The following is a 25,135-nucleotide window of genomic DNA, read 5'->3' on the forward strand; positions in this document are numbered from 1 at the left end:
GTTTGAGATGAATGCAACCAACGAGAAGCTGGCTCAATCCCTTAAGCTGACGCTCGACGAGGATCAATTGACGAATTGCATGCGCTGCGGGTTCTGCCAGACGGCCTGCCCGACATTCATCGAGACCGGTCTGGAGGCAGCCTCCCCGAGAGGGCGGATTGCACTGATGAAGGCTGTGGTGGACGGCATCATGGAGCCGGACGAGAGCTTTCGCGCACAGATGGACCTGTGTCTTGGCTGCAGAGCCTGTGAGCCTGCTTGCCCATCGGATGTGAAGTATGGTCAATTGATTGAGCAGACCCGGGCAGCCATAGCTGCGGAGAAACCATATTCCATGCCGGTTCGAGTCGTACGAAAGACTTTTCTTCAAGGTTTGTTCCCGCATAAAGGCCGGCTGAAGCTGCTCGGCAAAACCCTGCGTTTGTACCAGAAGTCCGGCATACAGAAGCTGGCACGTACTACCGGTGCGATGAGGCTCTTCCCGGAGCACCTGCAGCAGCTTGAAAAGGCGCTGCCGGAAGTATCCGGAGACGGGATGGAGGATACCTGGAGCAAGGCTGGGCTTCCGTACCGTATCGAGCAGACCTCCTGCGGCTCTGATCTGATGATGATTCCCGCGGTCGGCCCCACGATCGCCAGAGTAGGCATGTTCCGCGGATGTATCATGGATGTCATGTTCGCTTCAACAAACGTAAACACGATAAGATTGCTTCGGCAAGCAGGTTTTGAGATTGTCATTCCGAGGGATCAGGTATGCTGCGGTGCTCTGCATGCCCATGCCGGTGAGTTGGATGAGGCGAAGCAGTTGGCTGCACAGAACGTTACACTATTCGGCGAGGCCAATGTCGATTATATTGCGAGTAATGCCGGAGGTGCGGTGCCCTTCTTAAAGAGTATGATCATCTAATGCAACAGGAACCAGACGAGCGTCTGCGCCAGGCGGCAGATCGTTTTGCCTCCCAGGTCAAAGATGTTTCTGAGCTAATCCAGAATTACGGGCGCGCTTGGTGCCGCGCAGCGGAACTGATAAAGAGGATCAGCGCACCGAGGTTACGTATCAAGACTCGTGTCATCTTCGCAACGTGATGCGCGTGAAGGGAGAGCCGCGTCAGATCATGCAGCAGCTGCCAGGAGTGCAATTATGCGAGCTTCAGGGAGCGGAAATTTGCTGCGGTTCAGCCGGCATTTACAATTTGACGCAAACGGAAATGTCCACGACCTTACTCGATCATAAGATGGGGCAGATCGAAGCTACCGGTGCCAAGATTATCGTGACTTCGAATCCCGGCTGCTTATTACAGATGAAGTGGGGCATTGAACGTGCCGGGATGCAGAATCGCGTGGAAGCCGTGCACCTGGTAGACTTACTGGTCGATCGAGTGGTCATCGAGGATAAACAGCAAGCAGCGCCTTCATAACGCATATCGATCGGGATTAATGAGAGAACGTGCTCTCGTTGCCCCTTTTTTGTGTCTATGTTAGGGTGCTTATATAATGGAATTTAATAGTACACAATCCAGGAGGAATAAGGATGAAGGAACGCTTTGACCGAACACTAATTGATCGACTGGAAAGTCCCGAACGGAAGCGGGAGCTGCCAGCAGACGAGCTGCTGAAGAAGCTTGGCGTACATGGAGACGTAGACGTACTGGATATCGGGGCGGGAACGGGGTACTTCTCCATTCCTGCCTCCGGTATGACGGCAGGAACGGTGTTCGCTGTGGACACGGAGCCAGTCATGCTCCAGTTGATGCGAGATCGTGCAGCCGCGCAAGGGACTAAGAATATGGAAGTCAGGGAAGGGATCATAGAGCAGCTTCCACTGGCGGATGCATCGGTGGATCGTGTGATCGCTTCGCTGATTCTCCATATCACGGAGCGGCTCGAGGATTCCGTGAAGGAATTGGCGAGAGTGCTGCGGCCAGGTGGACGCTGCTTATGCCTGGAGTGGCAGGAGGATCCCAATGAACAACGAGATCCTAAGCCGAGTCGGGTGAAGCCGGAGCATATGCAAGCTGTGCTGGAGCAAGCGGGATTTCAAGTTAATGGGATCGAGTTCGTGAGTGATCGCCATTACTTGATCATTGCGATTAAATAAAGTTCGGGGTTGCCTTGGAACCTTTTCTTGACATATTCCGTCTGTTTAGTTAGAGGTGATGATCGATGAAAAGGTTCAAGTCAGCGGCAATCCTGCTGAGCATGCTGTTCATTGCACTAACCGTGCTGACCGTAGGTCCGACCCCAGCACAGGCTTGTTCTTGTGCGGCTCCGCCTACCGTTGCCGAGAGCTTGGAACGCAAGTCTGCCATATTTGCAGGCGAAGTTACGAATATTGCATTTTCGCCGCAATGGTTGGTTAGGTCATCAGCTGATCCAGTCAACATATCCTTTGAAGTAAAGGAAGCTTGGAAGGGGAATCTGGCTGAGCATACGATCGTACAGACCGCCGGATCCTCCGCAAGCTGTGGATATGAAGGGTTTGAGGTTGGTCGAGAATACCTTGTTTTTGCACATCTTAATGGCAATGGTCAGTTGGAAACGGGAATCTGTGAAGGCACTGGGTTACTCTCAGCCGCATCGGCAGAGCTTGGGGAATTAGGGCAAGGTTATATCCCGGTCCCCGGAGAAGACGGCCCACAAGCAACATCTTCGCTCCGCCTTCTGATATGGGGAATATCCGGGGTCGTGGTTCTGGCTGTGATCGTCTTCCTGTACCGCTGGAAGGGCAGCAAGCGCTAGTAAATACAATGCGATATTTGCAATCCAGTCCTATTGTTTTGTCAGGCGCTATATACATATATGATTTCTGGGCATGATACCTGTATCCCATTACTTCGGGGTAGAGGTATTTTTTTGCTGCCTTCGACATAGAATCGGAATCATTTTTACACAGAAGGAGAGATGACGCCTTGAATATCGGGCTGTTACTGGAATACGGCTGGGTGCTGATCGTACTCATCGGACTGGAGGGCGTGCTTGCCGCGGACAATGCACTGGTCATGTCGATCATGGTAAAGCACCTGCCGGACGATAAGCGGAAGAAGGCATTATTCTATGGTCTGGCTGGGGCGTTTGTATTCCGCTTCGGATCGCTGTTCATCATTTCGTTTCTCGCGGATGTATGGTATGTGCAGGCGTTAGGTGCGCTTTATCTTCTTTATATCAGTATCAACCATATCGTGAAACAGCTGTTCGTTAAGAGGAAAAAGCATTTGAAGGAAGCGGCGAAGAAAAACGAAAATTTTTGGGTAACCGTGCTAAAGGTAGAACTCGCGGATATTGCGTTCGCCGTAGACGCCATACTAGCGGCCGTTGCGCTTGCTCTAACCCTGCCACCATCCGGACTACCTAACATCGGAGGTTTAGATGGCGGTCAATTTCTGGTCATCCTCACCGGCGGACTGATCGGTTTGGTCATTATGCGTTTTGCAGCTACCTACTTCGTCAAATTGCTTGCTCGCAAGCCTGGGCTTGAGACCGCCGCCTTTTTGATTGTGGGCTGGGTCGGGATCAAGCTGGCGGTGTATACGCTCGCTCACCCCGATATTGCGATACTTTCGGAGAGTTTTCCGAAGAGCACCGGCTGGAAGCTCGTATTCTGGGGCATCCTGATTCTGATTGCCGTACTGGGGTGGTTCTTGTCGAAAGACAAAGGGGACATGACCGAAGCCGAAAGACAGCAAGTAGAGAATTAATTGATAGCATTACCACCATGTTCAACTCCTAACGGAAAAGATTGAGGTTACCTTGCCTTAGGAGTAGAATAAGATACTGTAGGGCTTTTATTTAGGAAGTGTGTTTACAGATGCGATCATAAATTAGCCTTATTGGCCAGGGAGAGAGACGGCGGGGTCAGCCTGTCCGACTTGCTTCCGCCAGCTAAGGCTTTTTGGTTTGATACAACAGCAACGACCCACGGATAATAAGGAGAGATGCTATTTTGATTATTCTAAAGACTCAAGAACAAATCGCCAAGATGAATAAGGCGGGCGATATTTTGGCTGAGTGCCACAGACAGATTGCCACCATGATCAAGCCGGGCGTCACGACGCTCGCCATTGATCAGTTCGTTGAACGATTCCTGGCCGAGCGGGGCGCTACGCCCGAACAGAAGGGATATCATGGTTATCCTTATGCTACCTGCGCCTCGGTCAACGATGTGATCTGTCACGGTTTCCCCAGTAATGAACCGTTGCAGGACGGGGATATTGTAACGATAGATATGGTCGTGAAGAAGGATGGCTGGCTTGCCGACTCTGCCTGGTCGTATCCGGTTGGCCGTGTCTCGGCAGAGGCGCAGCATCTGCTTGATGTGACCAAGAAGTCGCTCTATTTGGGGATCGAGCAAGCGGTGGTCGGTAATCGAATCGGAGATATATCCCACGCGATACAGTCTTACGCGGAATCCCAGAACCTGTCGGTTGTTCGGCATTTCGTGGGTCATGCCATCGGGGAGAACATGCACGAGGAACCGCAGGTTCCCCACTACGGTCCGCCGCACCGGGGAACGCGCCTGAAGGAAGGGATGGTTATCACAATTGAGCCGATGCTGAACCTGGGGGCATATCAGTGCAAGATTGATCCGGACGGCTGGACGGCGAGAACCATCGATGGCAAATGGTCGGCCCAGTATGAACACACGCTTGCGATCACGAAGGATGGTCCTGTCATTCTGACGGAGCAATAACAGCCCGGGTAACAATAGAGGCGTTATAGACGTCTATGGGAGTTTCTCATATAATAGAGTCATCATTTTACAACCGAAGGGAATTTGATCATGACTATTCGTAAAGCTTTAACGGTAGCAGGCTCGGATACGAGCGGGGGTGCCGGTATACAGGCAGATTTGAAGACGTTTCAGGAGTTTGATGTGTATGGAATGACCGCACTGACGACGATCGTGTGCATGGAGCCGAAGACGTGGGATCATCAAGTGTTCCCGGTCGCACTCGACATTGTGGAGGCGCAATTGAAGACCGTGCTGGAAGGGATCGGCATTGATGCGATGAAGACGGGGATGCTCGGATCGGTTGAAATCATTGAACTGGTGTCCCAATATATAGATCGGTATGATTTGAAGCGTATCGTTATCGACCCGGTGATGGTGTGCAAAGGCACCGATGAGGTGCTGCAGCCGGAGAATACCGAGGCGATGCTGGAGTTCCTGCTTCCGCGTGCGGATCTTGTGACACCGAATTTGTTCGAAGCGTCACAGCTTGCCAAATCGGGACCGATTACATCGCTGGAGCAGATGCAAGCCGCAGCTGCGATCATCCATGAACGCGGCGCCAAGCACGTACTCATCAAAGACAGAGGCAAGATTCGCGAAGGTAAAGCGATGGATCTGCTCTATGATGGTAAGACCTTTGAATGGTTTGAGGCAGATACGATTGTGACGAAGTATACGCATGGCGCAGGCTGCACCTCCTCAGCTTCGATCACGGCCAATCTGGCAAAAGGTCTGTCAGTGCGCGAATCTGTACAACAAGCCAAAGCGTTCATCACGCAAGCGATCTCTAACGGTTTCCCGTTGAACGACTTTGTCGGTCCAACGAGACATTCTGCGCACCGCAATGGCATTGCGTAATCGACAACAAATATGCAAATAAATGTAATTTCATGCGAAATTCAAATATGATTTTGAAAACCTTTCTTCTCGCAAGAAAGGTTTTTTGTTGTTAGAAGAGATCGTTGCATATAATATATAGGAAGATAGGCATGTTTTTTTAATGCATGTTTTATCTAAAGGGATGAGACAGTATAGGTCCTTTCCAGTATAATTATGTGCTATACTTTATAGAGAGTTTGATTCAAAGAGGAAGAAAATGTTTAGGGGTTGAGACATGTTTCAGGACATATTGGATTTTCTTATGAAGTTTGGTCCTTGGGGATTGTTTATTCACTCTTTCGCTGATGCGGTGATTTTTCCGATTCCTGCCTTTTTTCTACAAGTTTCGCTAAGTATTATGCACCCACAGAACGCGCTCTGGCTTGCGACCTATGGTTTTATCGGCTGCTTGCTCGGGACACCGTTCGGTTATTTAATCGGTAAATTGTTGGGTAAGCCCGTGCTATACAAGCTGTTGAAGAAGCAATGGATTGATTCGGCAACGAACTTATTCCAGAAAAACGGTGAGGCTGCGATTCTGCTCGGGTCGTTCACTCCGATTCCGTTCAAGGTATTTACGATCTTGTCGGGCTGCTTGAATTTCCCGTTATGGAGATTGATGGCTTATGCCGCGTTGGGTAGAGCGACCAAGTTCTATGTTGTAGGGATCTTGTTTTACCTGTACGGGAGATCAGCTGAAGGTATGGTTAAGGATGTATCGATCTACATCGCACTCATTGCCGTTCCTGTCATCTTATTGGGGATTTATTTGAAGCGCAGATACAACCGCAAGAAGTTGGAACAGCAGAAACAGGAGCAAGAGCAGAAGGATGACGGCGTGGAACCAACGGCAGCAGAAACCTCTGACCAGACACCATCGGCGTAATAATAAGTCGTATGATAAACCGTACAACTTATACAACAATAAGTAAGCAGCCAGGCATCCTGCCAGGCTGCTTTATTATGTTTAACTCATTTTACGAATTCTGAAGAACTTGCCTCTGCCTTCCCTGGTGGCGGGAGTATAGGCACCTGTTGGTTGCGTCAGGCCCAGGGTTAGGGCTCTCTCGGCGGCAAGATAACCGTGCAGTGGTCCACAATAGACCTCACTTAATTGCGGCGAGTTGGAGAAGTCCTCCGGTGTAACAAGATGGCATGGTTTGTTAACGAGCTGCAGACCCGCTTGTTCCAACACTTTAGCGACGAAGTGGGAACAGAAGTAGGCATTGTCACGATCGATATGAATTCGAAACAATATTCCTAATAGCCCCAGTAGGTTATACTTGTAGCGGTGTTGATCGAGCATCATCTCGTGTACGAGATTGTGCATTCGTTGATAGTCTTCGTGGCTGACACGGCAGCGATAGACGGCGCACTCCGAGGTATGGAAGAAGGGATCGCGCAGATTCTCGCGTACCAAGCCGCCATTAAACGGATTGTTCGCTTTTTTTCGCCCAAAGCTGTATACCTCGCGCAATTCGGAATCAAACGCAATGGATGCATGATTGAGAGGGGCTTTTGTGAAATATTGGATCATTCTGCTGAACCAGGTGCCCGTGCCTGTAAGCACAATCCAAATATCCTGTTTCGTGTACATAACTCGCAAACTCCTTTATTAACGGTCCTGGCTCTGTATGACTGTAAATGACTTGCTTTCTTTCACAATAAACGAAAAAGGCATACCGTTCAAGTTAAAAAAATCCATTTTCTTTCAATTTGACTAGAATAGCATTGGGATTGGGACCATATATAGGAAACTCATAACAATATATTCGCCTCATGTCCGAATAATCCTTTTGTTAGGTTTTTATTTATAATTCGGAAGGAACGAATAAGATGCTTGACCCGGATTGAACTTCGAACTACATTATAGGAATAAAAAGGAACGGGGGCGGTGACATTGAGCAACAGGGAGTTGCTGAAAGAGCCTAAGCAGCGTAAGCTGCTATTTAGCGCGGGCTTAAGCTGGATGTTCGATGCGATGGATGTCGGTATGATTTCATTTGTCGTTGCAGCATTGGCAACCGAGTGGTCGCTCAGCTCTGGGCAGGTTGGTATCATAACGAGCACCACATCCATCGGAATGGTGTTCGGTGCAGCCATGGCAGGATTCTTGGCTGATAAGTATGGCCGTAAAAATATTTTATTGTGGACCCTGCTCATCTTCTCGATAGCAAGCGGGCTTTCTGCATTAGCCACAGGACTTGTAATGCTCTGCATCTTTCGCTTTATTGCCGGGATCGGTCTGGGCGGTGAACTGCCGGTAGCGTCAACCTTGGTGTCGGAGAGCATGCCGGTCAAAGTACGGGGAAGGGCGGTTGTGCTGCTGGAGAGCTTCTGGGCGGCCGGCTGGATTTTGTCTGCGTTAATCGCCTATTTTGTCATCCCGGATTATGGATGGCGTGCGGCGTTTGTAATCGGTGCGCTTCCGGCGTTCTATGCGTTATATTTGCGGCGTGCTATCGATGATTCACCTAGATTTGTACGGCAGCAAGCAGCCGTCAAGCTGTCCTTTGCTGAGCGGATAGCCTCGGTGTGGTCGATTGAACATCGACGTACGAGTATTATGCTCTGGGTGTTATGGTTTACAGTGGTGTTTTCCTACTACGGGATGTTCCTGTGGTTGCCAACGGTGATGGTGGATAAAGGCTTCAGCTTAGTTAAGAGCTTCCAATATGTACTCATCATGACGCTTGCGCAGCTTCCAGGTTATTTCACGGCGGCTTACTTTATCGAGAAGTTCGGCCGCAAGTTCGTGCTGGTAACGTATCTGGTGCTGACAGCCGTCAGTGCGATCTGGTTCGGTTATGCCAATACGGAAGCTTCGCTGCTTGCGGCGGGGATCAGCTTATCATTCTTTAACCTCGGTGCATGGGGCGGTTTGTATGCCTACAGTCCGGAGCTGTATCCGACGAAGGTCAGATCCACAGGCGTTGGACTGGCGACCTCGTTTGGCCGGATTGGCGGTGTCATCGCACCGCTGCTTGTCGGGGTGTTGAAACAGAATGGGACAAGCATCGAGATCATCTTCGTTATGTTCTTCATTACGATCCTGATTGGAGCGCTGGGCGTGCTGTTGCTTGGCAGAGAGACGAAGGGACTGGAATTAGCGGATTAACATGAACAATGGCGCTGCTAGAGTGCAACTCTCGCAGCGCCATTGTGTTTTATTATATCTCCATGATGGACGGCATGATATAGGGGCTTCTTCCAAGCTCGCGTTTGAAATAGCGATTCAAGGTCGTGTTCGTCATCTGTTCCCAAGCGGCGCGGTTATACTCACGCTGCTCACCCGCTTTGTTCAGTTGCTTGCGCAGCATGGCTTCTACACGTCGCAGCAGGGGCTTCGAATCCTGCATATAAACAAACCCACGCGTAATCAGTTCAGGACCCGACATGAGCTTACGCGTCTGCGTATTAATCGTCATAGCCACGATCACGACACCGTCATGTGCAAGCTGAACGCGCTCCTCAAGCAGCTCCTTCTCATGTGTCCGAAGTTCTCCGTTATTGATATAGACATCCCCAGAAGGGATATTACGGCCCTTACGCGCGTAGTTGCGGAACATGGATAGCGTATTGCCAATATTCATCAGATAGACATTGCTGTCTTGCACGCCAACTTGCACGGCCAGATGGCGATGGTTCAACAGCATGCGGTATTCGCCGTGAATGGGTACGAAGTATTTGGGTCTCAAGCTGCTGATCATCAGCTTCAAGTCTTCGCGACAACCGTGACCGGAAGTATGGATATCCAGTATGGATCCGTATTTCACTTCAGCGCCAGCCCGCATCAGCAGATCGATGCTGCGGTTTACATTCTGAGTATTGCCCGGTATCGGTGATGACGAGAAGATCACGGTATCTTGCGGATGAATTGAAATTGAACGATGCGCCCCTGATGCGATCCGGGTTAATGCCGCATTAGGCTCACCCTGACTGCCTGTACAGATAATCAGCACTTGTTCGTCACGGTAGCGGTTAACGGCTTTGACATCGATCAGCATGCCGTCAGGAACCCGGATGTATCCAAGCTCCTGGCCGATAACAAACACTTTTTCCATACTGCGTCCGACGATAGCTATCTTTCGTCCGGTACGAATGGCAGCTTCGACCACCTGTTGCAAACGGTGGACATTCGATGCGAATGTGGCAAACAATATTCGTCCAGGACATTCCTGAAATTGCTTGAGGATCGAATTGCCAACGGTGCGTTCGGACGGAGTGAACCCGTCACGTTCACTATTCGTACTGTCGGCCATGAGTGCCAGCACGCCCTTCTTGCCGATCTGCATAATTTTGTGCAGGTTAGCAGGCTTGTCCTCCGGCGTGAAGTCAAACTTAAAGTCGCCAGTATGTACGACCGGTCCGTAAGGTGTCTCTACAACAATTCCGAAACAATCCGGGATGCTGTGAGTGGTTCTGAAGAAGTGGACCGAGAGATTGCGGAAGGTGAAGGTCTCGTCTTCATGGAATACGCGCAGATCACTTTGATCCAACAGGCGATGTTCTTCCAACTTGGCACGCACGAGACCGATGGTCAAAGGCCCCCCGTAAATCGGCATTTGAATCTGGCGCAGCACATACGGGATGGCACCGATATGATCCTCATGACCATGCGTGAGGAATAACCCCTTTACTTTATGTTTGTTATCGATGAGATAACGGATATCCGGGATGATGTAATCGACGCCGCTCATCTCGGCATCCGGAAATTTCAATCCGGCATCAATGAGGATGATTTCGTTCTTGAATTCAACGCCATACATATTCTTGCCGATTTCTCCAAGCCCCCCCAGAGCGAAGATGCGTACGGGCGGTGCGGAAGGCCTCGGTTTTTTCGTAGGCTTGGCCTTAGTAACTTGATCTGTAAGCAAGGGTTTAGACATAATGTGAATGAATCCTCTCTATGGTAATTAAGGCATAAGCCTGGACATTAAAAATAATCTTCTCTACTTAAGATAGCAGAAAGTTCAAGCTTCGTGAAACGGTTTTCGAAATTCATGTTCATTTTCGGTCGGGACAGTCACCTATTTTTGCTCAATCTTATATGTTGTAGCAAGAGGAGGTACTAGTGATGAGCCGATTATTGACCATCGATAGTATGGGTGCTTCATTAGAATTATTAGAGGGTTGGCAGCGTGACGCGATGATCCAATTAAATAGGAAGCTGTCCGACCGCTCTGCGAAGTTTCCTTGTATCCCGGCTGTTCAAGGACATGCGCTGCAGCATTTCAGATATGGCTTTATTCCTTTGGGCGAAGCTCCGGAATCGGCTGAAATCCTGGCGGGGCTGCTCCACGAGTATGGCAGAGGCTCGCGGCAGTTTGGCCCCTATACTTCCCTGGTTGTACTGATTCATGCGGAAGAGAGGGACCATCAGGTTGGCGTCGAATATTATGAGCGGCTATTTTGGCAGCTCTTAAGCAGAACAACGGCCTATGACACGCAGCCTTGGCCAACCGATTTGCCGGAGGTACCCTCTGAGCATCTCTGGGAATATTGTTATGGTGGCGAGCCGTACTTCGTATACTGCGGAACGCCTGCGCACGAAAATCGTCAAAGTCGATCATTTCCATATATGATGTTAGCCTTTACCCCGCGCTGGGTGCTGCAGCAATTCAATGCCAGGGCGAAGCAGGCGCAGCGTACGAAAGAGTTGATCAGACAGAGACTGGCTGCCTATGATCCGGTACCGCCACATCCCGATTTGAAATTTTACGGTGCCGAAGATAATTATGAATGGAAGCAGTATTTCTTGCGTGACGATAATGAATCCTTGCCCAAGTGTCCTTTTGCACGAATGTTTCGTGAAACCACCCAGTAAGCTGCCCGAACTAGGCCATCGGCATGCGCTGTAGCGCATGCGATGGCTTTTTATTATGCATTTGTTCCATTATATAGATTTCTGCCCTTGGAAGTAAATGTTATCCCTGCTATACAAAATTTTACCAATATAAAATTGAGGGTCATGAATCGGATGGGTCCGTGATTCGTACATGCTTACCGAAATTATAATTTCTTCCGATATTCCGACGGGGTGCAATTCATAATCTTCCGAAATACACGAACAAAATAACTGATATGCCCGAATCCGACATCGAGTGCGATGTCGGATATTTTATGTTCCGGATGACGCAGCAACAGCTCCGCTGCTTGGCGCACGCGATAGGAATTAATATAGTCCATCGGCGTCTGGCCGGTCATGGACTTAAAGAAGCGGCAGAACTGTCCCTCGCTCATCGGAATGAGTGCGGCCAGTTCGCGTAATCGAATCGGCTGCTGGTAATGGTTCTGGATATGAACGATGACCTTTTTCAATCGTTCGCTTCGCGTCATATCCGCGGCCTCGCTGCGGCTCCGATTGGCCAACCTGCCCGAAGCGGAAGCGTGGAACAGCATCAGGAATAGATGTCCTTTAATGGCTGCCTCATATCCATTTGGCGTCTCTTCGGATAGTACGATCATCTGCTGTATGTGATCGATGAGTCGTGGATCGGTTTGCGATGTGATCAGTCGTGGAAATGCGGCTTTGCGTTCCTGAAACGGAACGATGAATTCTTCCTGCACGGAATCGTAGTGCGCGCTTGCCAGCATGCCAAAATCGAATACCATCGCGCAGAAACTGCAGCCCTTATCTCCTTGTGCAAGCCCTGTGTGGATGTCGCCACCGTCGATAAATATAGCTTCGCCAGCACGGACGGGGATATATTCGCTGTCAATTTGGAACAGAACCTCACCGTCGATGCAATAGAGGATCTCAGCTTCCTTGTGCCAGTGGGTGTCTACAACGTGCGCGCCAGGGTTAAACTGGCGCCAGTAGGCGCCGAACGGGAACTGATCGTTACCGTGGATCGTGCTTTCTTGGAGTGACTGCCTGAAGGTCTGATCCATCCAGAGCTCTCCTTTCGAATGAGAATAAGGTTGTATTTATATATTCATCAATATCGTGCTATAAAAGTGCGTAATATTGATAGTTGGAGTCAATATTGATCAGTATAATGACATTATAACGCTTACAACACTGATTTCAATTTTCAAAATATAGAAAGGTGGTTTTCAGAACATGAAATTTACAGACGGCAACTGGATGGTTCGCGAAGGATTCTCCATCGCGGGCGCGGTGCAAGCCTATGATTTTGCAGTGAAAGATAACACATTGACGGCCTACGCGTCCACGGCACCGATACCGGGAAGGGGAGCAACGATTAATGCTCAGCTCATCACGGTCATATTCCACTCTCCTGCTCCTGGCGTTATTGGGGTCAAGCTCGTCCATTATGCAGGCATACGCGAGCGGGGACCCGCGTTCCAATTGTACAAGGCGGAGGGAAGCCATGCGGTTATTGAGGAGAATGATCAGGAAGCAAGCCTCAAGAGCGGCAATTTGCGGGCAGTCATTCGGAAAGGCCCGGAATGGTCGGTGCATTTTTACAGAGGAGAAGAGCGGATTACGGGCAGCCGCTTTAAATCCATGGCGCACGTCGTAGAAGAGGGCGGTCAAGCCTACATGCGCGAAGAGCTGGATCTTGGCGTTGGGGAGTGGGTGTATGGTCTTGGCGAGCGCTTCACTTCGTTTGTGAAGAATGGTCAGGTTGTAGACATCTGGAATCAGGACGGAGGCACAAGCTCAGAACAGGCTTACAAGAATATTCCGTTCTATATGACCAACAAGGGTTACGGAGTGTTCGTCAACCAGCCGGATCGGGTCTCCTTTGAAGTGGCTTCGGAGAAGGTCAAGCGCGTGCAGTTCAGCGTATCTGGCGAATCGCTTGAATACTTCATCATGGATGGTCCTGACCCGAAAGGTGTGCTTGACAAGTACACGAACCTGACAGGGAAGCCTGCGCTTCCACCTGCTTGGACGTTCGGTCTGTGGCTCTCTACTTCATTCACCACCCAATATGACGAAGCGACGGTTAACTCCTTCGTGGACGGCATGCTGGAGCGTGATATTCCGCTGGAGGTATTCCACTTCGATTGCTTCTGGATGAAGGGACTTACCTGGACCGATTTTCAGTGGGACGAGGAGGTATTCCCTGATCCCGCAGGCATGCTGAAGCGGTTGAAAGAGAAAGGCCTGAAGATATGCGTGTGGATTAACCCGTATATTGCTCAACGGTCGCGTCTGTTCGAGGAAGGGCGTGAGCGAGGCTATCTCGTGAAGAAGCCTAATGGAGACGTATGGCAGTGGAACATGTGGCAGCCGGGAATGGCTCTGGTTGATTTCACGAATCCGGATGCGTGCGAGTGGTATGCAACCTACCTGCGAGAACTTGCTGATATGGGCGTGGACAGCTTCAAGACGGATTTCGGTGAGCGTATCCCAACGGACGTGGTATATCACGATGGTTCCGATCCACATAAAATGCACAACTATTACACGCAGCTCTACAACAAAGTGGTGTTTGACGTACTCGTTGAGAAGTTCGGCAATAATCAGGCTGCGGTCTTCGCTCGTTCCGCAACCGCGGGCGGACAGCAGTTCCCTGTGCATTGGGGAGGAGATTGCTACGCGGACTATGAATCGATGGCAGAAAGCCTGCGCGGCGGATTGTCGCTTGGCCTTGGCGGTTTCGGATTCTGGAGCCACGATATTGGTGGCTTCGAGAATACTGCGCCGGCGCACGTGTTTAAACGCTGGCTTGCTTTTGGATTATTATCCAGCCATAGCCGCCTGCACGGCAGCAGCTCCTACCGCGTGCCTTGGTCTTACGATGAAGAGGCCGTCGATGTTACGCGCTACTTCACGAAGCTCAAGAGCCGCCTGATGCCTTACCTGTTCTATACGGCTGTGCAAGCATCGGAACAAGGGATACCGAGCATGCGGGCCATGTTCCTTGAATTCCCGCAGGATCCGGCTGCGGAGATGCTGGACCGTCAGTATATGCTCGGTGATTCGCTGTTGGTTGCGCCTGTATTCAGTGAGAGCGGGGATGTTCAGTATTATCTGCCGCAGGGTCGATGGACTCATCTCTTGACAGGCGAGACCGTCCAGGGCGGAAGTTGGCGCCGGGAAGCCTATGACTTCCTCAGCTTGCCAATATTCGTGCGGGAGAACTCGTTCCTCGCGCTGGGAGCGGAGGATAACGGGCCCGAATATGATTATGCCAATGGCGTAGAGCTTGGCTTGTATGCACTCGCCGAGGGTCAGGCAGCCGCTGCCGCAGTCGTAGATATGAATGGAGAACGTGAGCTTGAGGTACGTGCGATCCGTGAAGGCAACCGGATTGAATTCACGGCTGTCGGCTCAGGCAAGCCGTACTCCGTGAAGCTCCACGGCATGAGTGATGTCTCGAGTGTGAATGGTCAAGACATCAAGCATGAAGATGGCCGTGTTCTAGTGGCGGCAGGAGAAGGTACACATACATTTGCGGTTGTACTGAATAGTTAATTTATCACATGAACAATATGGAAAATGCCCGGAATCGCGAGAATGGTTACGGGCTTCTTCCCTCTTTTTTTGCAGAGTGATTTAGGGATGCCTGTTATAATGAGGATACGGCAGCCGTTAGCACATATGGAATTGCAACCGTTTTCTTATACGATTGCCGACGATGATGGGACAGGAGCGAGGGCGGTTACGATGCTATCTTTTTTCATCCAGGTCTTAAACAATATGAAGATTCGCAATAAACTGATACTTTCTTTTGTGGTGGTCGTCTTTGTTCCAGTGGCGATAGTCGGTATATTTTTGACTGGTGAATTACGCAAATTTGCCTTTAATAATGCTTTGGAACAAGCGTATCAGAATTTGGACCGGGTGAAGAAGCGGTCTTCCGAGGTCATTAACGTAGCGGACGATCTGTCTTACCGCCTATCCTATGATCAACGCTTGAAGAATGTCGCTAACCATCAATATGAAAGCGTATACGATGTGTTTTTGGCTTACCGTGATTATCCCGATCTTCAACAGGCAATCAGAATGTATAAGGAAATATCGAATATCCGATTTTACAGCGACAATTCGACCTTAATCAACAATTGGGAGTTTATTTATCCTGAGCAGGACATCAGACAGGCGGAATGGTACACAAGAGCCGAGCAGAAGATTGGATTGGTTCACTGGGATTACATTCAAGACGAGCGCGATCACAAGTTCTATCTGAGTCTCATTAAGGGGGTTGACCTGGGCAGCAAAGATAACCGTGGCGTGCTTGTCATCAATGTGAATTCGAATATGCTGAATACGATTCTGAGTCAAGAGAATTTCGATACGCTTATTGTTGACAGCAAGAACAACATTGTGGCAGCCAACCGTCCCGAATTATACGGAAGGACGCTTGCCGATATTAATGATCATTCCGGAGCTGTGTACCAGCAGAAGGGCACTCATGAATCCGTCATAAACGAAGAGGCTTCCAAGGTACTGATTGAGCCGCTCAATACAGAGTCAGGCGTGAACGGCCTGCGAATTATTTCGATCTTCTCGATTGACAGCATCGTGGCGGGCGCCAACCGGATCAGCCAATTGGCAATGACCGTCATCATCATCAGCCTGCTGCTTGCTGTTCTCTTGATTTACAGCTTCTCTTCCTTGATATCCAATCGATTGCTGCGGCTGAGCAAGCATATCACCAAGGTGGGCACAGGCAATCTCGGTGTGGTTATGGTTATTGACGGCAAGGATGAGATCGGACAATTATCGCGTCAGTTTAATTCCATGGTAGGTAATATCAATGAGCTGATGAATGAAGTTCAGGATTCCAATCAGCAGAAACGGCGGATGGAGCAGAAGCAGAATGAGATCAAGTTCAAGATGATGGCGAGCCAAATCAATCCCCATTTCCTGTTTAATGCCCTTGAAGCAATTCGGATGGAGGCTCATCTGAAGGGGGAGACGGAAATCGCCCGCATTGTTCGTCTGCTTGGTAAGATGATGCGCAGCAATCTGGAGGTGGGCAACGGTAAAACCACAATCCAAGATGAGATCGAGATGGTTCAGTGCTATCTTGATATACAGAAATTCCGTTACGAGGATCGGCTCAAATATGAGTTGGTTGTCGATCCAGCTGCGAATCGTGTCCGAATCCCGCCGCTGATCATTCAGCCGTTGGTCGAGAACGCGGTGATTCACGGCATGGATCATAAAGAAGAAGGAACGTGCATACGGGTTCTTGTCTCCGTAAGCGAAGACAGAATTCATGTGTCGACCGTGGATAATGGGGCAGGCATTTCAGCGGAAAGACTGGAGTTGATCGATGGTTTTCTGAACGATTCCGATGAGGCGGATGGCGGCAGAATCGGCCTGCGGAATGTACATGTAAGGTTGCAGCTCACATACGGTCCGGAAGCGGGTCTAACTATCTACAGCGAGCCGGGATTAGGAACACGCATTGATTTCAGTATTCCGACAGGAGGAGAGAATGATGATGAACGTGCTGATCGTGGATGATGAACCTAAACTGCGCGAGGGTCTGAAAAGTATTGTGTCTTGGCATGAGCTGGGCTATCAAGTTGTGGATACGGCAGCTAACGGAAGCGAAGCGTTAGAGAAACATCGGCTGTATTCACCGGATCTAATGCTGATTGATATTCGGATGCCGGGCATGGACGGACTCCAACTGATCGAAGCCATTAGGGCGAAGGATTCCGATATTCATCTCTTGATTCTGAGCGGTTATGCTGATTTTGATTATGCCAAGCAGGCGATAGCCACCGAGTGGACGGATATTTGCTAAAGCCCGTGGACGAGGAGGAACTGGTACGGTATCTGCTTCAGATTAAACAATCGATTGAACAGGAGCAAGAGTGGGTCACGATGAATCGGGCGGCATCCGAATGGAACCGGGCGCAATTCTTGCAAGCATGGCTGACCGAAGAAATTCAGACGGATGCCGTCTCAAGGCAGATGGCAGAGGGGCTTAAACTATGCTGGGAGCATTATCAGGTGCTGCTTGTACATGTCCAGGGAGAGGAAATCGGTTCAGAGACTGGACTGTCATTGAAGCATCAGCTGATAACTCGATTTGAGGAGAATGAGCAGGGTGTCGTTTTCCCGATTCAAGGTGATCTTGCGATATTACTGCCAACTCCGGTGCTTACGAGCGGTTCGCGTAACGCATTGCGGAAGCAACTGGCGGATCTCGTAAAGAAGCGCGGAGCGGGTTCCTTTACGGCAGCATTAGGTCCTTCCGTGCACGATTTGGAGGGCATCAACCTGTCATATCAAACGGCCAAGGAATTGATGCGGGAGCGGTTTTTTTATCCTTCAGGTGAGATGTTGTCCAGTGAATCGACCAGGTACCTCTTAGATGCTCTAAACAGCGGGGAAGCATTACGTTCATACGACTCTGCACCTATCATTGAACAACTGTATTACGCCGTAGATATAGGGAATGTAGAAGTGCTGCACAAGCTTATCCAGCAGGCGGTCGCCGCGATGCTGAACGAGCAATACACTGAGAGTGGCATGAGAAACGCGCTCGCCGAGCTGCTTACCAGTATCCATAATAAATGGACCTTGCGTCGAACAGACCCGCAAACCCGGGCGATGGATTATTCGGATCGGATCGCCGCTGTATTCCGCCAGCGTACGTTAGAAGATCTTCATGCTCATGTCGCGGAGTTTCTCGGGGAATTAAGCTCTTGTGCTGCATGCGATAGCAGAGATCAAGGGATGAAGCAGATTATGGACCTCATCCAGCGAAATTACAGCGAGAACATTAAACTGGAAACATTAGCCTCGGTATTTAACTATAACAGCGCCTATTTAGGGAAGATGTTCAAGAATTCAACAGGTGAATATTTCAACACGTATTTGGACAAAGTGCGTATCAACAAAGCGAAGGATCTGCTGAAGCAGGGGATGAAGGTGTACCAGGTAGCGGAAAAAGTGGGGTATACCAACGTGGATTACTTCCACAGCAAGTTTAAAAAATACGTAGGCACGTCCCCTTCCAACTTCCGTAAAGAGCTGGAGCTGTAATTTGTTGAAACTTCAATTATTCTCTTGTCGATGACGCGTATCTAATTTACGCGTCTTATTTATTTTCCTCCCCTCCCAGAGACATTGACTAATGGTTCCACACTCCGAAGCCTAAAGCGAAGTGGCCGGAATCGTATAGGAGAAGCGAAGCGTTCGCCTTTAAACCCGGGAAACATCCATAAAATACATTCATAAGTTTCCCGGGTTTAACAGCGATCGGAAATACGATCCGGCAACGGAGCGGACTTGAAGTCATTTCCATTTCGACAATGTCTAATTTCTACATGATTTTTCAGCCAATCCTTTGGGTACTCCGCTATCGCCCCGTGGTTTATCATCAGAGTATATACGAGAGGAGGGGTTGGTTTGAAAGCGGTAACAAAGACAGAGGGCAGCATCCAACCTGCCACGAAGCGCAAAAAAGGCTTTTGGACCACTTTTAAGGAGCAGAAAGTTCTGTACGGGATGTCGCTGCCTTTCATTATTATCGTGTTCATCTTCAGCTATATGCCGGTGTGGGGCTGGTTGATGGCATTTCAGAACTATAGGCCGGGCCGCAGTATTTTCGAGCAAAAATGGGTCGGGTTTGATCATTTTATTGCGTTATTCACGGATGAAAAGTTTTATCTCGTGCTGCGAAATACGCTGGCGATGAGCTTTATGGGACTGATCGTCGGATTCACGATACCCATCTTGTTTGCGGTGCTGCTCAATGAACTTCGTGGAAGCGTATTCAAGAGAAGCGTACAGACGATATCCTACTTGCCTCACTTTGTGTCATGGGTCGTGGTAGCTGGTATCGTGACCAAAATGCTGTCAACGGATGGAGGCGCTATCAATCAACTATTGATGTGGCTCGGACTCATTGATCAGCCGATTCAATTCATGGCTCAGGGCAACCTGTTCTGGTATATCGTAACCGCCGCTGACATTTGGAAGGAGATGGGCTGGAGCGCCATTATTTATCTGGCCGCGATCTCGGGTATTGATCAGGAGCAGTTCGAAGCCGCCAAGGTGGATGGTGCGAGCAGAATGCGCCAGATCTGGCATATCACGCTGCCCAGCATCGCTCCTACCATCGCGATACTGCTTATCATGTCCATCGGGCATTTGATCAGCATCGGGTTCGAGAAGCAGTTCCTGCTGGGCAATCCGCTCGTTGTAGATTACTCCGAAGTTTTGGATCTGTATGCACTCAATTACGGTCTTGGAATGGGGAGGTTCTCGTTCGGCACAGCATCGGGATGTTTAACTCTATCGTGAGCATCATCCTATTGTTACTCGCTAACGGTGCTTTCAAAAAATTCGCGAAGCAATCGATTATGTAAGGGAGGGAAGCAGCATGGCACGTACATCAAAAGCGTTCAAGCCCTCGCTCTCTGATCGAGTGTTTGATATAGCCAATTATACATTCATGATATTGGTCGTGGTCGTAACTCTGTATCCGTTTCTGAACGTTCTGGCGATTTCCTTGAACGACTCGGTAGATACGGTTCGTGGCGGGATCTATATCTGGCCGCGGGAGTTTACTTTTGAGAATTACGCCCAAATCTTTAAATATGAAGGGCTGTTAACCGGAGCCAAAATTTCGATTCTCCGCACGTTAGCCGGGACATTTCTGGGACTTCTGAGCGGAACCATGCTCGGATACGTGCTCAGTCGAATCGATTTTCAGGGACGTAAATTCATGTCCACCTTCCTGGCACTGACGATGTATTTTTCCGGCGGGATGATTCCGGTATTCATTCTGATCCGGGACCTGAACATGATGAACAGCTTCCTAGTTTATATCATCCCGGGTATGATAAGCGCCTTTAACGTCTTCGTTATCCGTTCCTTCATTGACGGATTGCCGTATTCCCTACAGGAATCCGCCAAGCTGGACGGCGCGAACGACTTTACGATTTATTACAAAATTATCTTGCCGCTCTGTAAGCCGGTGCTGGCCACGATTGCATTGTTTCTTGCCGTCGGACAGTGGAACTCCTGGTTCGATACCTATCTGTATAACGGCTCGGCGCCGCATTTAACGACGCTTCAATTCGAGCTGATGAAGGTGCTACAGAGCACGCAGGGCCACACCAGCGGCATGATGTCCGGCCAGAACATGGCCGAGATCGTCAAGCAGGTATCCCCTGAATCGATTAAGATGGCGATTACGATCGTCGTAACGGTTCCAATCCTGCTCGTATATCCGTTCCTGCAGCGTTATTTTGTCAAGGGTATGACGCTGGGTGCTGTGAAAAGCTAGGTATCAGATAAAGCATGGTATCAGCAGGCTGTCTTGGCCTGATATACAATAAAGCACTTATAAATTGATTAGGGGGTAAAGCAATGAAACACAAGAAGAGACTGTCACTGCTACTCGCCGTCATGATGCTTGCAACATTCGTTCTCGCGGCTTGCGGAAGTGGTGATAGCGGCAATAGCGGCAATAGCGCCAATGGCGGAGAAACAGGAACCGGCGGAAACGATACGCAGCAGGAAGAAACATTGGAACCGATGACCATGACTTATTATAGCGCCGATTCCAATGCCAACTGGGTGAATATGCAGGATGCCATCGGCAAGAAATTGACTGAGATGACAGGCATAACGATTCAAGCGGAATACGCGGTGGACGGTTCTAATCAAAAGCTGCCGTTGATGGTAGCCAGTGGTGAATATCCAGACCTGGTATTCGCTAAAGGTGAGGCTAATTTGTTTGTGGATGCCGGTGGTTTTATTGATTTGACGGATCTAATCGAGGAACATGCGCCGAACATCAAGAAAGTATACGGCGACTATATGAGCCGCTTGAAGTGGAGCAACGAGGATGAGGGTATCTATGTCCTGCCGACGCTTGCCGCGGTAGACCATCAGATGCTCGATGCAGGAGGTACTTTCCAAATCCAACACGAAGTGCTGAAGGAACTCGATTACCCTGAACTTAAGACGGTAGAGGATTACGAGAAAGCGTTGAAGGACTATTATGAGAAAAATCCGACGATTGACGGTCAGCCGACGATTCCGTTGACCCTGAATGCGGATGGATGGAGAATCATGATCTCGGTGACGAATCCTGCGTTCATCGCAACAGGCGTATCCGATGACGGCGAATATTATATCGACCCCGAGACGGTACAGGCGCAATTGCATTACAAGCGTCCGGAGGAGAAGGAATATTTCCGCTGGTTGAATCATATGAACGCGTCAGGTCTTTTGGACAAGGAAACGTTCGTACAGAAGACGGACCAATATGAAGCGAAGATCTCTTCGGGCCGTGTTCTGGGTGTCATTGATCAGGAATGGGGCTTTGGCAACGCGACTAACGCACTTAGATCCTCCGGTAAGGAGAATCGTACCTATGCAAGATTCCCGATTCAGTTGGACGAGACAAGCAAAGATGCTACATTCCAAAATGCCGGTTACGTTGCGGGATGGGGTGTAGGCATTACGACATCCGCTAAGGATCCGGTTCGAATTATCAAGTTCCTCGATTACCTGGCTTCCGAAGAAGGACAGATACTGATGAACTGGGGCATTGAAGGCGAACATTACAACGTGGTGGACGGCGTGCGCGTCATCCCTGAAGACATACAAGAGCGCAAGACGTACGACAACACCAACTTTACCAAAGAGACTGGTATCGGTTTGTATAACGCCATATTCCCGCGTTACGGAGACGGGGTGAAGGATTCGACCGATAATTACTATACCACGAACTTCCCGGAGACGATCATGGAGAACTACACGCCGGCTGCAAAAGAGACGCTGGCAGCTTACGGCGTGGAGATGTGGAAAGACTTGTGGCCGAAGGAAGAAGAATTCCCGGTGAAGCCATGGGGCGTGGCTTACAACATCCCGGTGCCAAGCGACTCTAACATCAACATAACCTACAAAAAAGTAGAGGAGATTACCCGCAAGCGTATTCCCGAAATCATTCTCGCGGATCCGGCAAAGTTCGATCAGTTATATGACCAATTCATCCAAGAGTTGAACAGCGCAGGCGCAGAGAAAATGGAGCAGGAGTACACGGAGCTTGTACAGCAGCGCGTCGACTTGTGGAAATAAGGAATGAGAGAGGGGCCGGGATTTCTTGCGGCCCCTTTTGTTATCAATCTATGGGCTTATTAAGATAAACGTCTAAGTTATGCTTTGAGAACATGTCATTACATCATAACGACAGGAGGACTGCGGCTGTGAGTTCACCAAGGCCATACACGTCTACATTATGGTATCGTCAGCCTGCCGCGCGCTGGGAAGAAGCGCTTCCGATAGGAAATGGGCAGCTCGGCGCGATGGTATTCGGAGGGGTGCGGGAAGAGCGTATACAATGGAATGCGGATACGCTCTGGTCCGGTTTTCCGCGGGATACGAACAATTACGAGGCGCTCCGTCACTTGGCTGCGGCACGAGAGTTAATTGCTTCCCGCCGTTATGTGGAGGCCGAGAAGCTGATCGAAGGCAAGATGGTGGGGCGAAGCACCGAATCTTTTCTGCCGCTTGGAGACTTGATCATAGAACACGGTGGTTTGGAAGGGGAATGGAAGGATTACTGCCGTGAATTGAATCTGGATACCGGCATAATCTCGACTCGATTCCGGTGTGGCGAAACGACGTATAACCGTCACATATGGATTAGTGAGCCGGATCAAGTGGCTGCTATACGTTATACAAGCGATCGGCCCGATGGTGTTAACCTTAATGTACGCTATGATTCTCCATTAGCGCATCGGATACGATGTGAGAACGACGCGCTCGTGCTCTATGGACAGGCTCCAACCCATATCGCGGACAATTATCATCAGGATCATCCGGGATCGGTCCTCTATGAGGAAGGGCTGGGAATCAAGTATGAGATGCAGCTAACCGTCCGAACAGAGGGAGGTCAGGCGGACATTCATAACGGCTGTATCCGGGTTGCAGGAGCAACATCCGTTACGCTATGGATTGCCGCAGCCACCGATTTTGCCGGATATGATCAAATGCCGGGCACGGCTCAAGACTCGGCTCGTTTATGCCGTGAACGCATCCAACAAGCTGATCGGCTAGGGTACGAAGCCATTCGCTCGCGTCATCTGGAGGAGCATCAAGCTATGTTCAGGCGAGTGGAACTGAGCCTGGGGAAGGGAAATGAGACGAAGTCGGAGATACCAACGGATGACCGGATGAAGGCTTATCTGGCAGGTAACCCCGACCCGGAACTTGAGGCTTTAATGTTCCAGTATGGTCGCTATCTGCTCATCGCAAGCTCGCGTCCCGGAACCCAGCCTGCCCATCTGCAAGGCATCTGGAACCCGCATGTACAGCCGCCGTGGAACAGCGATTACACGATCAATATCAATACGGAGATGAATTATTGGCCTGCCGAAACCACCAATCTGAGCGAATGCCACGAACCATTAATCCAGCTTATACGTGAACTTAGCCAGACAGGGGCTCGCACCGCAAAGATTCATTATCACGCTCGCGGCTGGGTTGCCCACCATAACGTGGATCTATGGCGCATGGCAACACCAAGCGATGGGCGGGCGATGTGGGCATTCTGGCCACTTGGCGGCGCCTGGCTCAGCCGACATTTGTGGGAGCATTATCAATTCAATCCTGACTCTCTGTTTCTGCGTGATACAGCCTACCCGCTCATGCGAGATGCCGCCTTATTCTGTCTGGATTGGCTGATCGAAGACGACAGCGGCCATCTGACGACAACCCCTTCCACCTCTCCGGAGAACCAGTTCCTCACGGAAGACGGAACGCCTTGCAGCGTGTCGGCGGGCTCCACCATGGATATGGCGATCATTCGCGATTTGTTTCAACATTGCATCGCTGCATCGGTGGAGTTGGATTGTGATTCCGATCTGCGCGAAGAATGGCAGAGAGCAATAGATCGTTTGCTTCCGTACGCGATTGACGCGGAAGGAAGACTGATGGAATGGAGCGAGAACTTTCCCGAGGCCGAGCCTGGCCATCGCCACGTGTCCCATCTATTCGGATTGTATCCTGGTGAGGATATCAGTTTGCGGCATACGCCGCAATTAGCGGAAGCGGCTTATCGTACCCTCCTGTCCAGAATAAGCCATGGCGGCGGGCATACAGGCTGGAGCTGTGTATGGCTGATCAATCTGTTTGCACGTTTGGAACAGCCGGAAATGGCGTACACGTACATCCGTACACTGTTATCACGTTCGATGCACGTCAATCTGCTGGGCGACCATCCTCCCTTTCAAATTGACGCGAACTTTGGCGCAACGGCGGGTGTTGCCGAGATGCTGCTGCAGAGCCATCACGGAGAGATCCATCTTCTGCCTTCCTTGCCTGATGCATGGAGCAGCGGGGCCGTGCGTGGTTTGAAGGCACGCGGCGGTTTTGTCATCGATATGCAATGGAACGAGGGGAATCTTGGGTCTGCGCAAATTATCTCTACGCATGGGCTAGCATTCAAGATACGCTATAAAGATGAGATTGCAGTTCATGTTGAAGATGGAAGCGAGCTACCCCAAGAAGAGGATGGAGCTTACTCTACCACGCAGGGTGTGACTTATTATATAACGCGGGTTACCGAAGGTAGTCGACGATCGCAAACCAAGGATAAATAATATGAAGGGCGGGAACAGAAC

Annotated in this window: 18 protein-coding genes and 2 pseudogenes; 17 read left to right on the forward strand and 3 right to left on the reverse strand. The window is 50.0% G+C overall.

The genetic code is table 11. The features are described 5' to 3' along the window. Positions 1-7 precede the first annotated feature (7 nt). The 7 genes and pseudogenes from JCM10914_RS23245 (at position 8) to JCM10914_RS23275 (ending at position 6,494) form a co-directional block, all read left to right on the forward strand. Positions 8-1,418: pseudogene (locus JCM10914_RS23245) on the forward strand ((Fe-S)-binding protein). 113 nt (positions 1,419-1,531) lie between these two features. Continuing rightward, complete coding sequence (locus JCM10914_RS23250; RefSeq protein WP_023965353.1) at positions 1,532-2,098, forward strand: class I SAM-dependent methyltransferase; 567 nt, start codon at positions 1,532-1,534, stop codon at positions 2,096-2,098. Between the two features lie 65 nt (positions 2,099-2,163). Then, positions 2,164-2,739 carry a hypothetical protein gene (locus JCM10914_RS23255; RefSeq protein WP_023965355.1) on the forward strand — a complete coding sequence of 192 codons (576 nt, stop codon included), beginning with the start codon at positions 2,164-2,166 and terminating at the stop codon, positions 2,737-2,739. 170 nt (positions 2,740-2,909) lie between these two features. Next, complete coding sequence (locus tag JCM10914_RS23260; protein ID WP_023965357.1) at positions 2,910-3,695, forward strand: TerC family protein; 786 nt, start codon at positions 2,910-2,912, stop codon at positions 3,693-3,695. A 245-nt stretch (positions 3,696-3,940) separates the two neighbouring features. Next, positions 3,941-4,687, forward strand: a complete 747-nt coding sequence (map, locus tag JCM10914_RS23265) for a type I methionyl aminopeptidase (RefSeq protein WP_023965361.1) — start codon at positions 3,941-3,943, stop codon at positions 4,685-4,687. Between the two features lie 90 nt (positions 4,688-4,777). Next, positions 4,778-5,587, forward strand: a complete 810-nt coding sequence (pdxK, locus tag JCM10914_RS23270; protein ID WP_023965363.1) for a pyridoxine/pyridoxal/pyridoxamine kinase — start codon at positions 4,778-4,780, stop codon at positions 5,585-5,587. A 256-nt stretch (positions 5,588-5,843) separates the two neighbouring features. Further along, on the forward strand, positions 5,844-6,494 hold the full coding sequence (locus JCM10914_RS23275; RefSeq protein ID WP_023965365.1) for a YqaA family protein: 651 nt from the start codon (positions 5,844-5,846) through the stop codon (positions 6,492-6,494). A gap of 81 nt (positions 6,495-6,575) precedes the next feature. On the opposite strand, the gene JCM10914_RS23280 is transcribed toward JCM10914_RS23275, so the two are convergent. Continuing rightward, positions 6,576-7,205, reverse strand: a complete 630-nt coding sequence (locus tag JCM10914_RS23280) for a hypothetical protein (RefSeq protein ID WP_023965367.1) — start codon at positions 7,203-7,205, stop codon at positions 6,576-6,578. Between the two features lie 303 nt (positions 7,206-7,508). On the opposite strand from JCM10914_RS23280, the gene JCM10914_RS23285 reads away from it, so the two are divergent. Further along, complete coding sequence (locus tag JCM10914_RS23285) at positions 7,509-8,726, forward strand: MFS transporter (RefSeq protein WP_023965369.1); 1,218 nt, start codon at positions 7,509-7,511, stop codon at positions 8,724-8,726. Positions 8,727-8,778: 52 nt separating this feature from the next. Here JCM10914_RS23285 and rnjA read toward each other — a convergent pair whose 3' ends face one another. Beyond that, positions 8,779-10,497, reverse strand: a complete 1,719-nt coding sequence (gene rnjA, locus JCM10914_RS23290) for a ribonuclease J1 (RefSeq protein WP_036719755.1) — start codon at positions 10,495-10,497, stop codon at positions 8,779-8,781. A gap of 188 nt (positions 10,498-10,685) precedes the next feature. Here rnjA and JCM10914_RS23295 point away from each other — a divergent pair, with 188 nt between their 5' ends. After that, on the forward strand, positions 10,686-11,435 hold the full coding sequence (locus JCM10914_RS23295) for a YqcI/YcgG family protein (RefSeq protein WP_023965373.1): 750 nt from the start codon (positions 10,686-10,688) through the stop codon (positions 11,433-11,435). 185 nt (positions 11,436-11,620) lie between these two features. Here the strand turns inward: JCM10914_RS23295 and JCM10914_RS23300 are convergent, their stop codons facing one another. Beyond that, a complete protein-coding gene (locus JCM10914_RS23300) occupies positions 11,621-12,502 on the reverse strand; it encodes an AraC family transcriptional regulator (RefSeq protein WP_023965375.1) in 882 nt (293 codons plus the stop codon). Between the two features lie 172 nt (positions 12,503-12,674). Here JCM10914_RS23300 and yicI point away from each other — a divergent pair, with 172 nt between their 5' ends. From yicI to JCM10914_RS23335, 8 genes and pseudogenes are all read left to right on the forward strand, one after another. Then, the gene (gene yicI / locus JCM10914_RS23305; RefSeq protein ID WP_023965377.1) at positions 12,675-15,002 is read left to right on the forward strand and encodes an alpha-xylosidase; all 2,328 of its coding nucleotides are present in this window, start codon (positions 12,675-12,677) and stop codon (positions 15,000-15,002) included. A gap of 192 nt (positions 15,003-15,194) precedes the next feature. Further along, entirely contained in the window at positions 15,195-17,003 is a 1,809-nt protein-coding gene (locus tag JCM10914_RS23310; RefSeq protein ID WP_036719771.1) for a sensor histidine kinase, read from the forward strand. Next, the gene (locus JCM10914_RS30880) at positions 16,975-17,289 is read left to right on the forward strand and encodes a response regulator (RefSeq protein WP_023965381.1); all 315 of its coding nucleotides are present in this window, start codon (positions 16,975-16,977) and stop codon (positions 17,287-17,289) included. Before JCM10914_RS23310 ends, JCM10914_RS30880 begins: the two co-directional genes overlap by 29 nt. Beyond that, positions 17,271-18,536 (forward strand): helix-turn-helix domain-containing protein, encoded by a 1,266-nt coding sequence (locus JCM10914_RS23315; RefSeq protein WP_023965383.1) that lies wholly within the window; start codon positions 17,271-17,273, stop codon positions 18,534-18,536. Before JCM10914_RS30880 ends, JCM10914_RS23315 begins: the two co-directional genes overlap by 19 nt. A 366-nt stretch (positions 18,537-18,902) precedes the next feature. After that, positions 18,903-19,864, forward strand: a pseudogene (locus JCM10914_RS23320) (ABC transporter permease). Between the two features lie 14 nt (positions 19,865-19,878). Beyond that, complete coding sequence (locus tag JCM10914_RS23325) at positions 19,879-20,787, forward strand: carbohydrate ABC transporter permease (RefSeq protein WP_023965387.1); 909 nt, start codon at positions 19,879-19,881, stop codon at positions 20,785-20,787. 83 nt (positions 20,788-20,870) lie between these two features. After that, positions 20,871-22,589 carry an ABC transporter substrate-binding protein gene (locus tag JCM10914_RS23330; protein WP_023965389.1) on the forward strand — a complete coding sequence of 573 codons (1,719 nt, stop codon included), beginning with the start codon at positions 20,871-20,873 and terminating at the stop codon, positions 22,587-22,589. Between the two features lie 128 nt (positions 22,590-22,717). Further along, on the forward strand, positions 22,718-25,114 hold the full coding sequence (locus tag JCM10914_RS23335) for a glycoside hydrolase N-terminal domain-containing protein (RefSeq protein WP_023965391.1): 2,397 nt from the start codon (positions 22,718-22,720) through the stop codon (positions 25,112-25,114). Positions 25,115-25,135: the final 21 nt, after the last annotated feature.

Origin of the sequence: Paenibacillus sp. JCM 10914 (assembly GCF_001315105.1) — a bacterium.
GTDB lineage: Bacteria > Bacillota > Bacilli > Paenibacillales > Paenibacillaceae > Paenibacillus_AQ.

Excerpts from the sequence above, each read along its gene's own strand:
- JCM10914_RS23250 (WP_023965353.1), top strand. The coding sequence starts at position 1,532 with ATGAAGGAACGCTTTGACCGAACACTAATTGATCGACTGGAAAGTCCC.
- JCM10914_RS23255 (WP_023965355.1), top strand. The coding sequence starts at position 2,164 with ATGAAAAGGTTCAAGTCAGCGGCAATCCTGCTGAGCATGCTGTTCATT.
- pdxK (WP_023965363.1), top strand. The coding sequence starts at position 4,778 with ATGACTATTCGTAAAGCTTTAACGGTAGCAGGCTCGGATACGAGCGGG.
- JCM10914_RS23275 (WP_023965365.1), top strand. The coding sequence starts at position 5,844 with ATGTTTCAGGACATATTGGATTTTCTTATGAAGTTTGGTCCTTGGGGA.
- JCM10914_RS23280 (WP_023965367.1), bottom strand. The coding sequence starts at position 7,205 with ATGTACACGAAACAGGATATTTGGATTGTGCTTACAGGCACGGGCACC.
- rnjA (WP_036719755.1), bottom strand. The coding sequence starts at position 10,497 with ATGTCTAAACCCTTGCTTACAGATCAAGTTACTAAGGCCAAGCCTACG.
- JCM10914_RS23295 (WP_023965373.1), top strand. The coding sequence starts at position 10,686 with ATGAGCCGATTATTGACCATCGATAGTATGGGTGCTTCATTAGAATTA.
- JCM10914_RS23300 (WP_023965375.1), bottom strand. The coding sequence starts at position 12,502 with ATGGATCAGACCTTCAGGCAGTCACTCCAAGAAAGCACGATCCACGGT.
- yicI (WP_023965377.1), top strand. The coding sequence starts at position 12,675 with ATGAAATTTACAGACGGCAACTGGATGGTTCGCGAAGGATTCTCCATC.
- JCM10914_RS23310 (WP_036719771.1), top strand. The coding sequence starts at position 15,195 with ATGCTATCTTTTTTCATCCAGGTCTTAAACAATATGAAGATTCGCAAT.
- JCM10914_RS30880 (WP_023965381.1), top strand. The coding sequence starts at position 16,975 with ATGATGATGAACGTGCTGATCGTGGATGATGAACCTAAACTGCGCGAG.
- JCM10914_RS23325 (WP_023965387.1), top strand. The coding sequence starts at position 19,879 with ATGGCACGTACATCAAAAGCGTTCAAGCCCTCGCTCTCTGATCGAGTG.
- JCM10914_RS23330 (WP_023965389.1), top strand. The coding sequence starts at position 20,871 with ATGAAACACAAGAAGAGACTGTCACTGCTACTCGCCGTCATGATGCTT.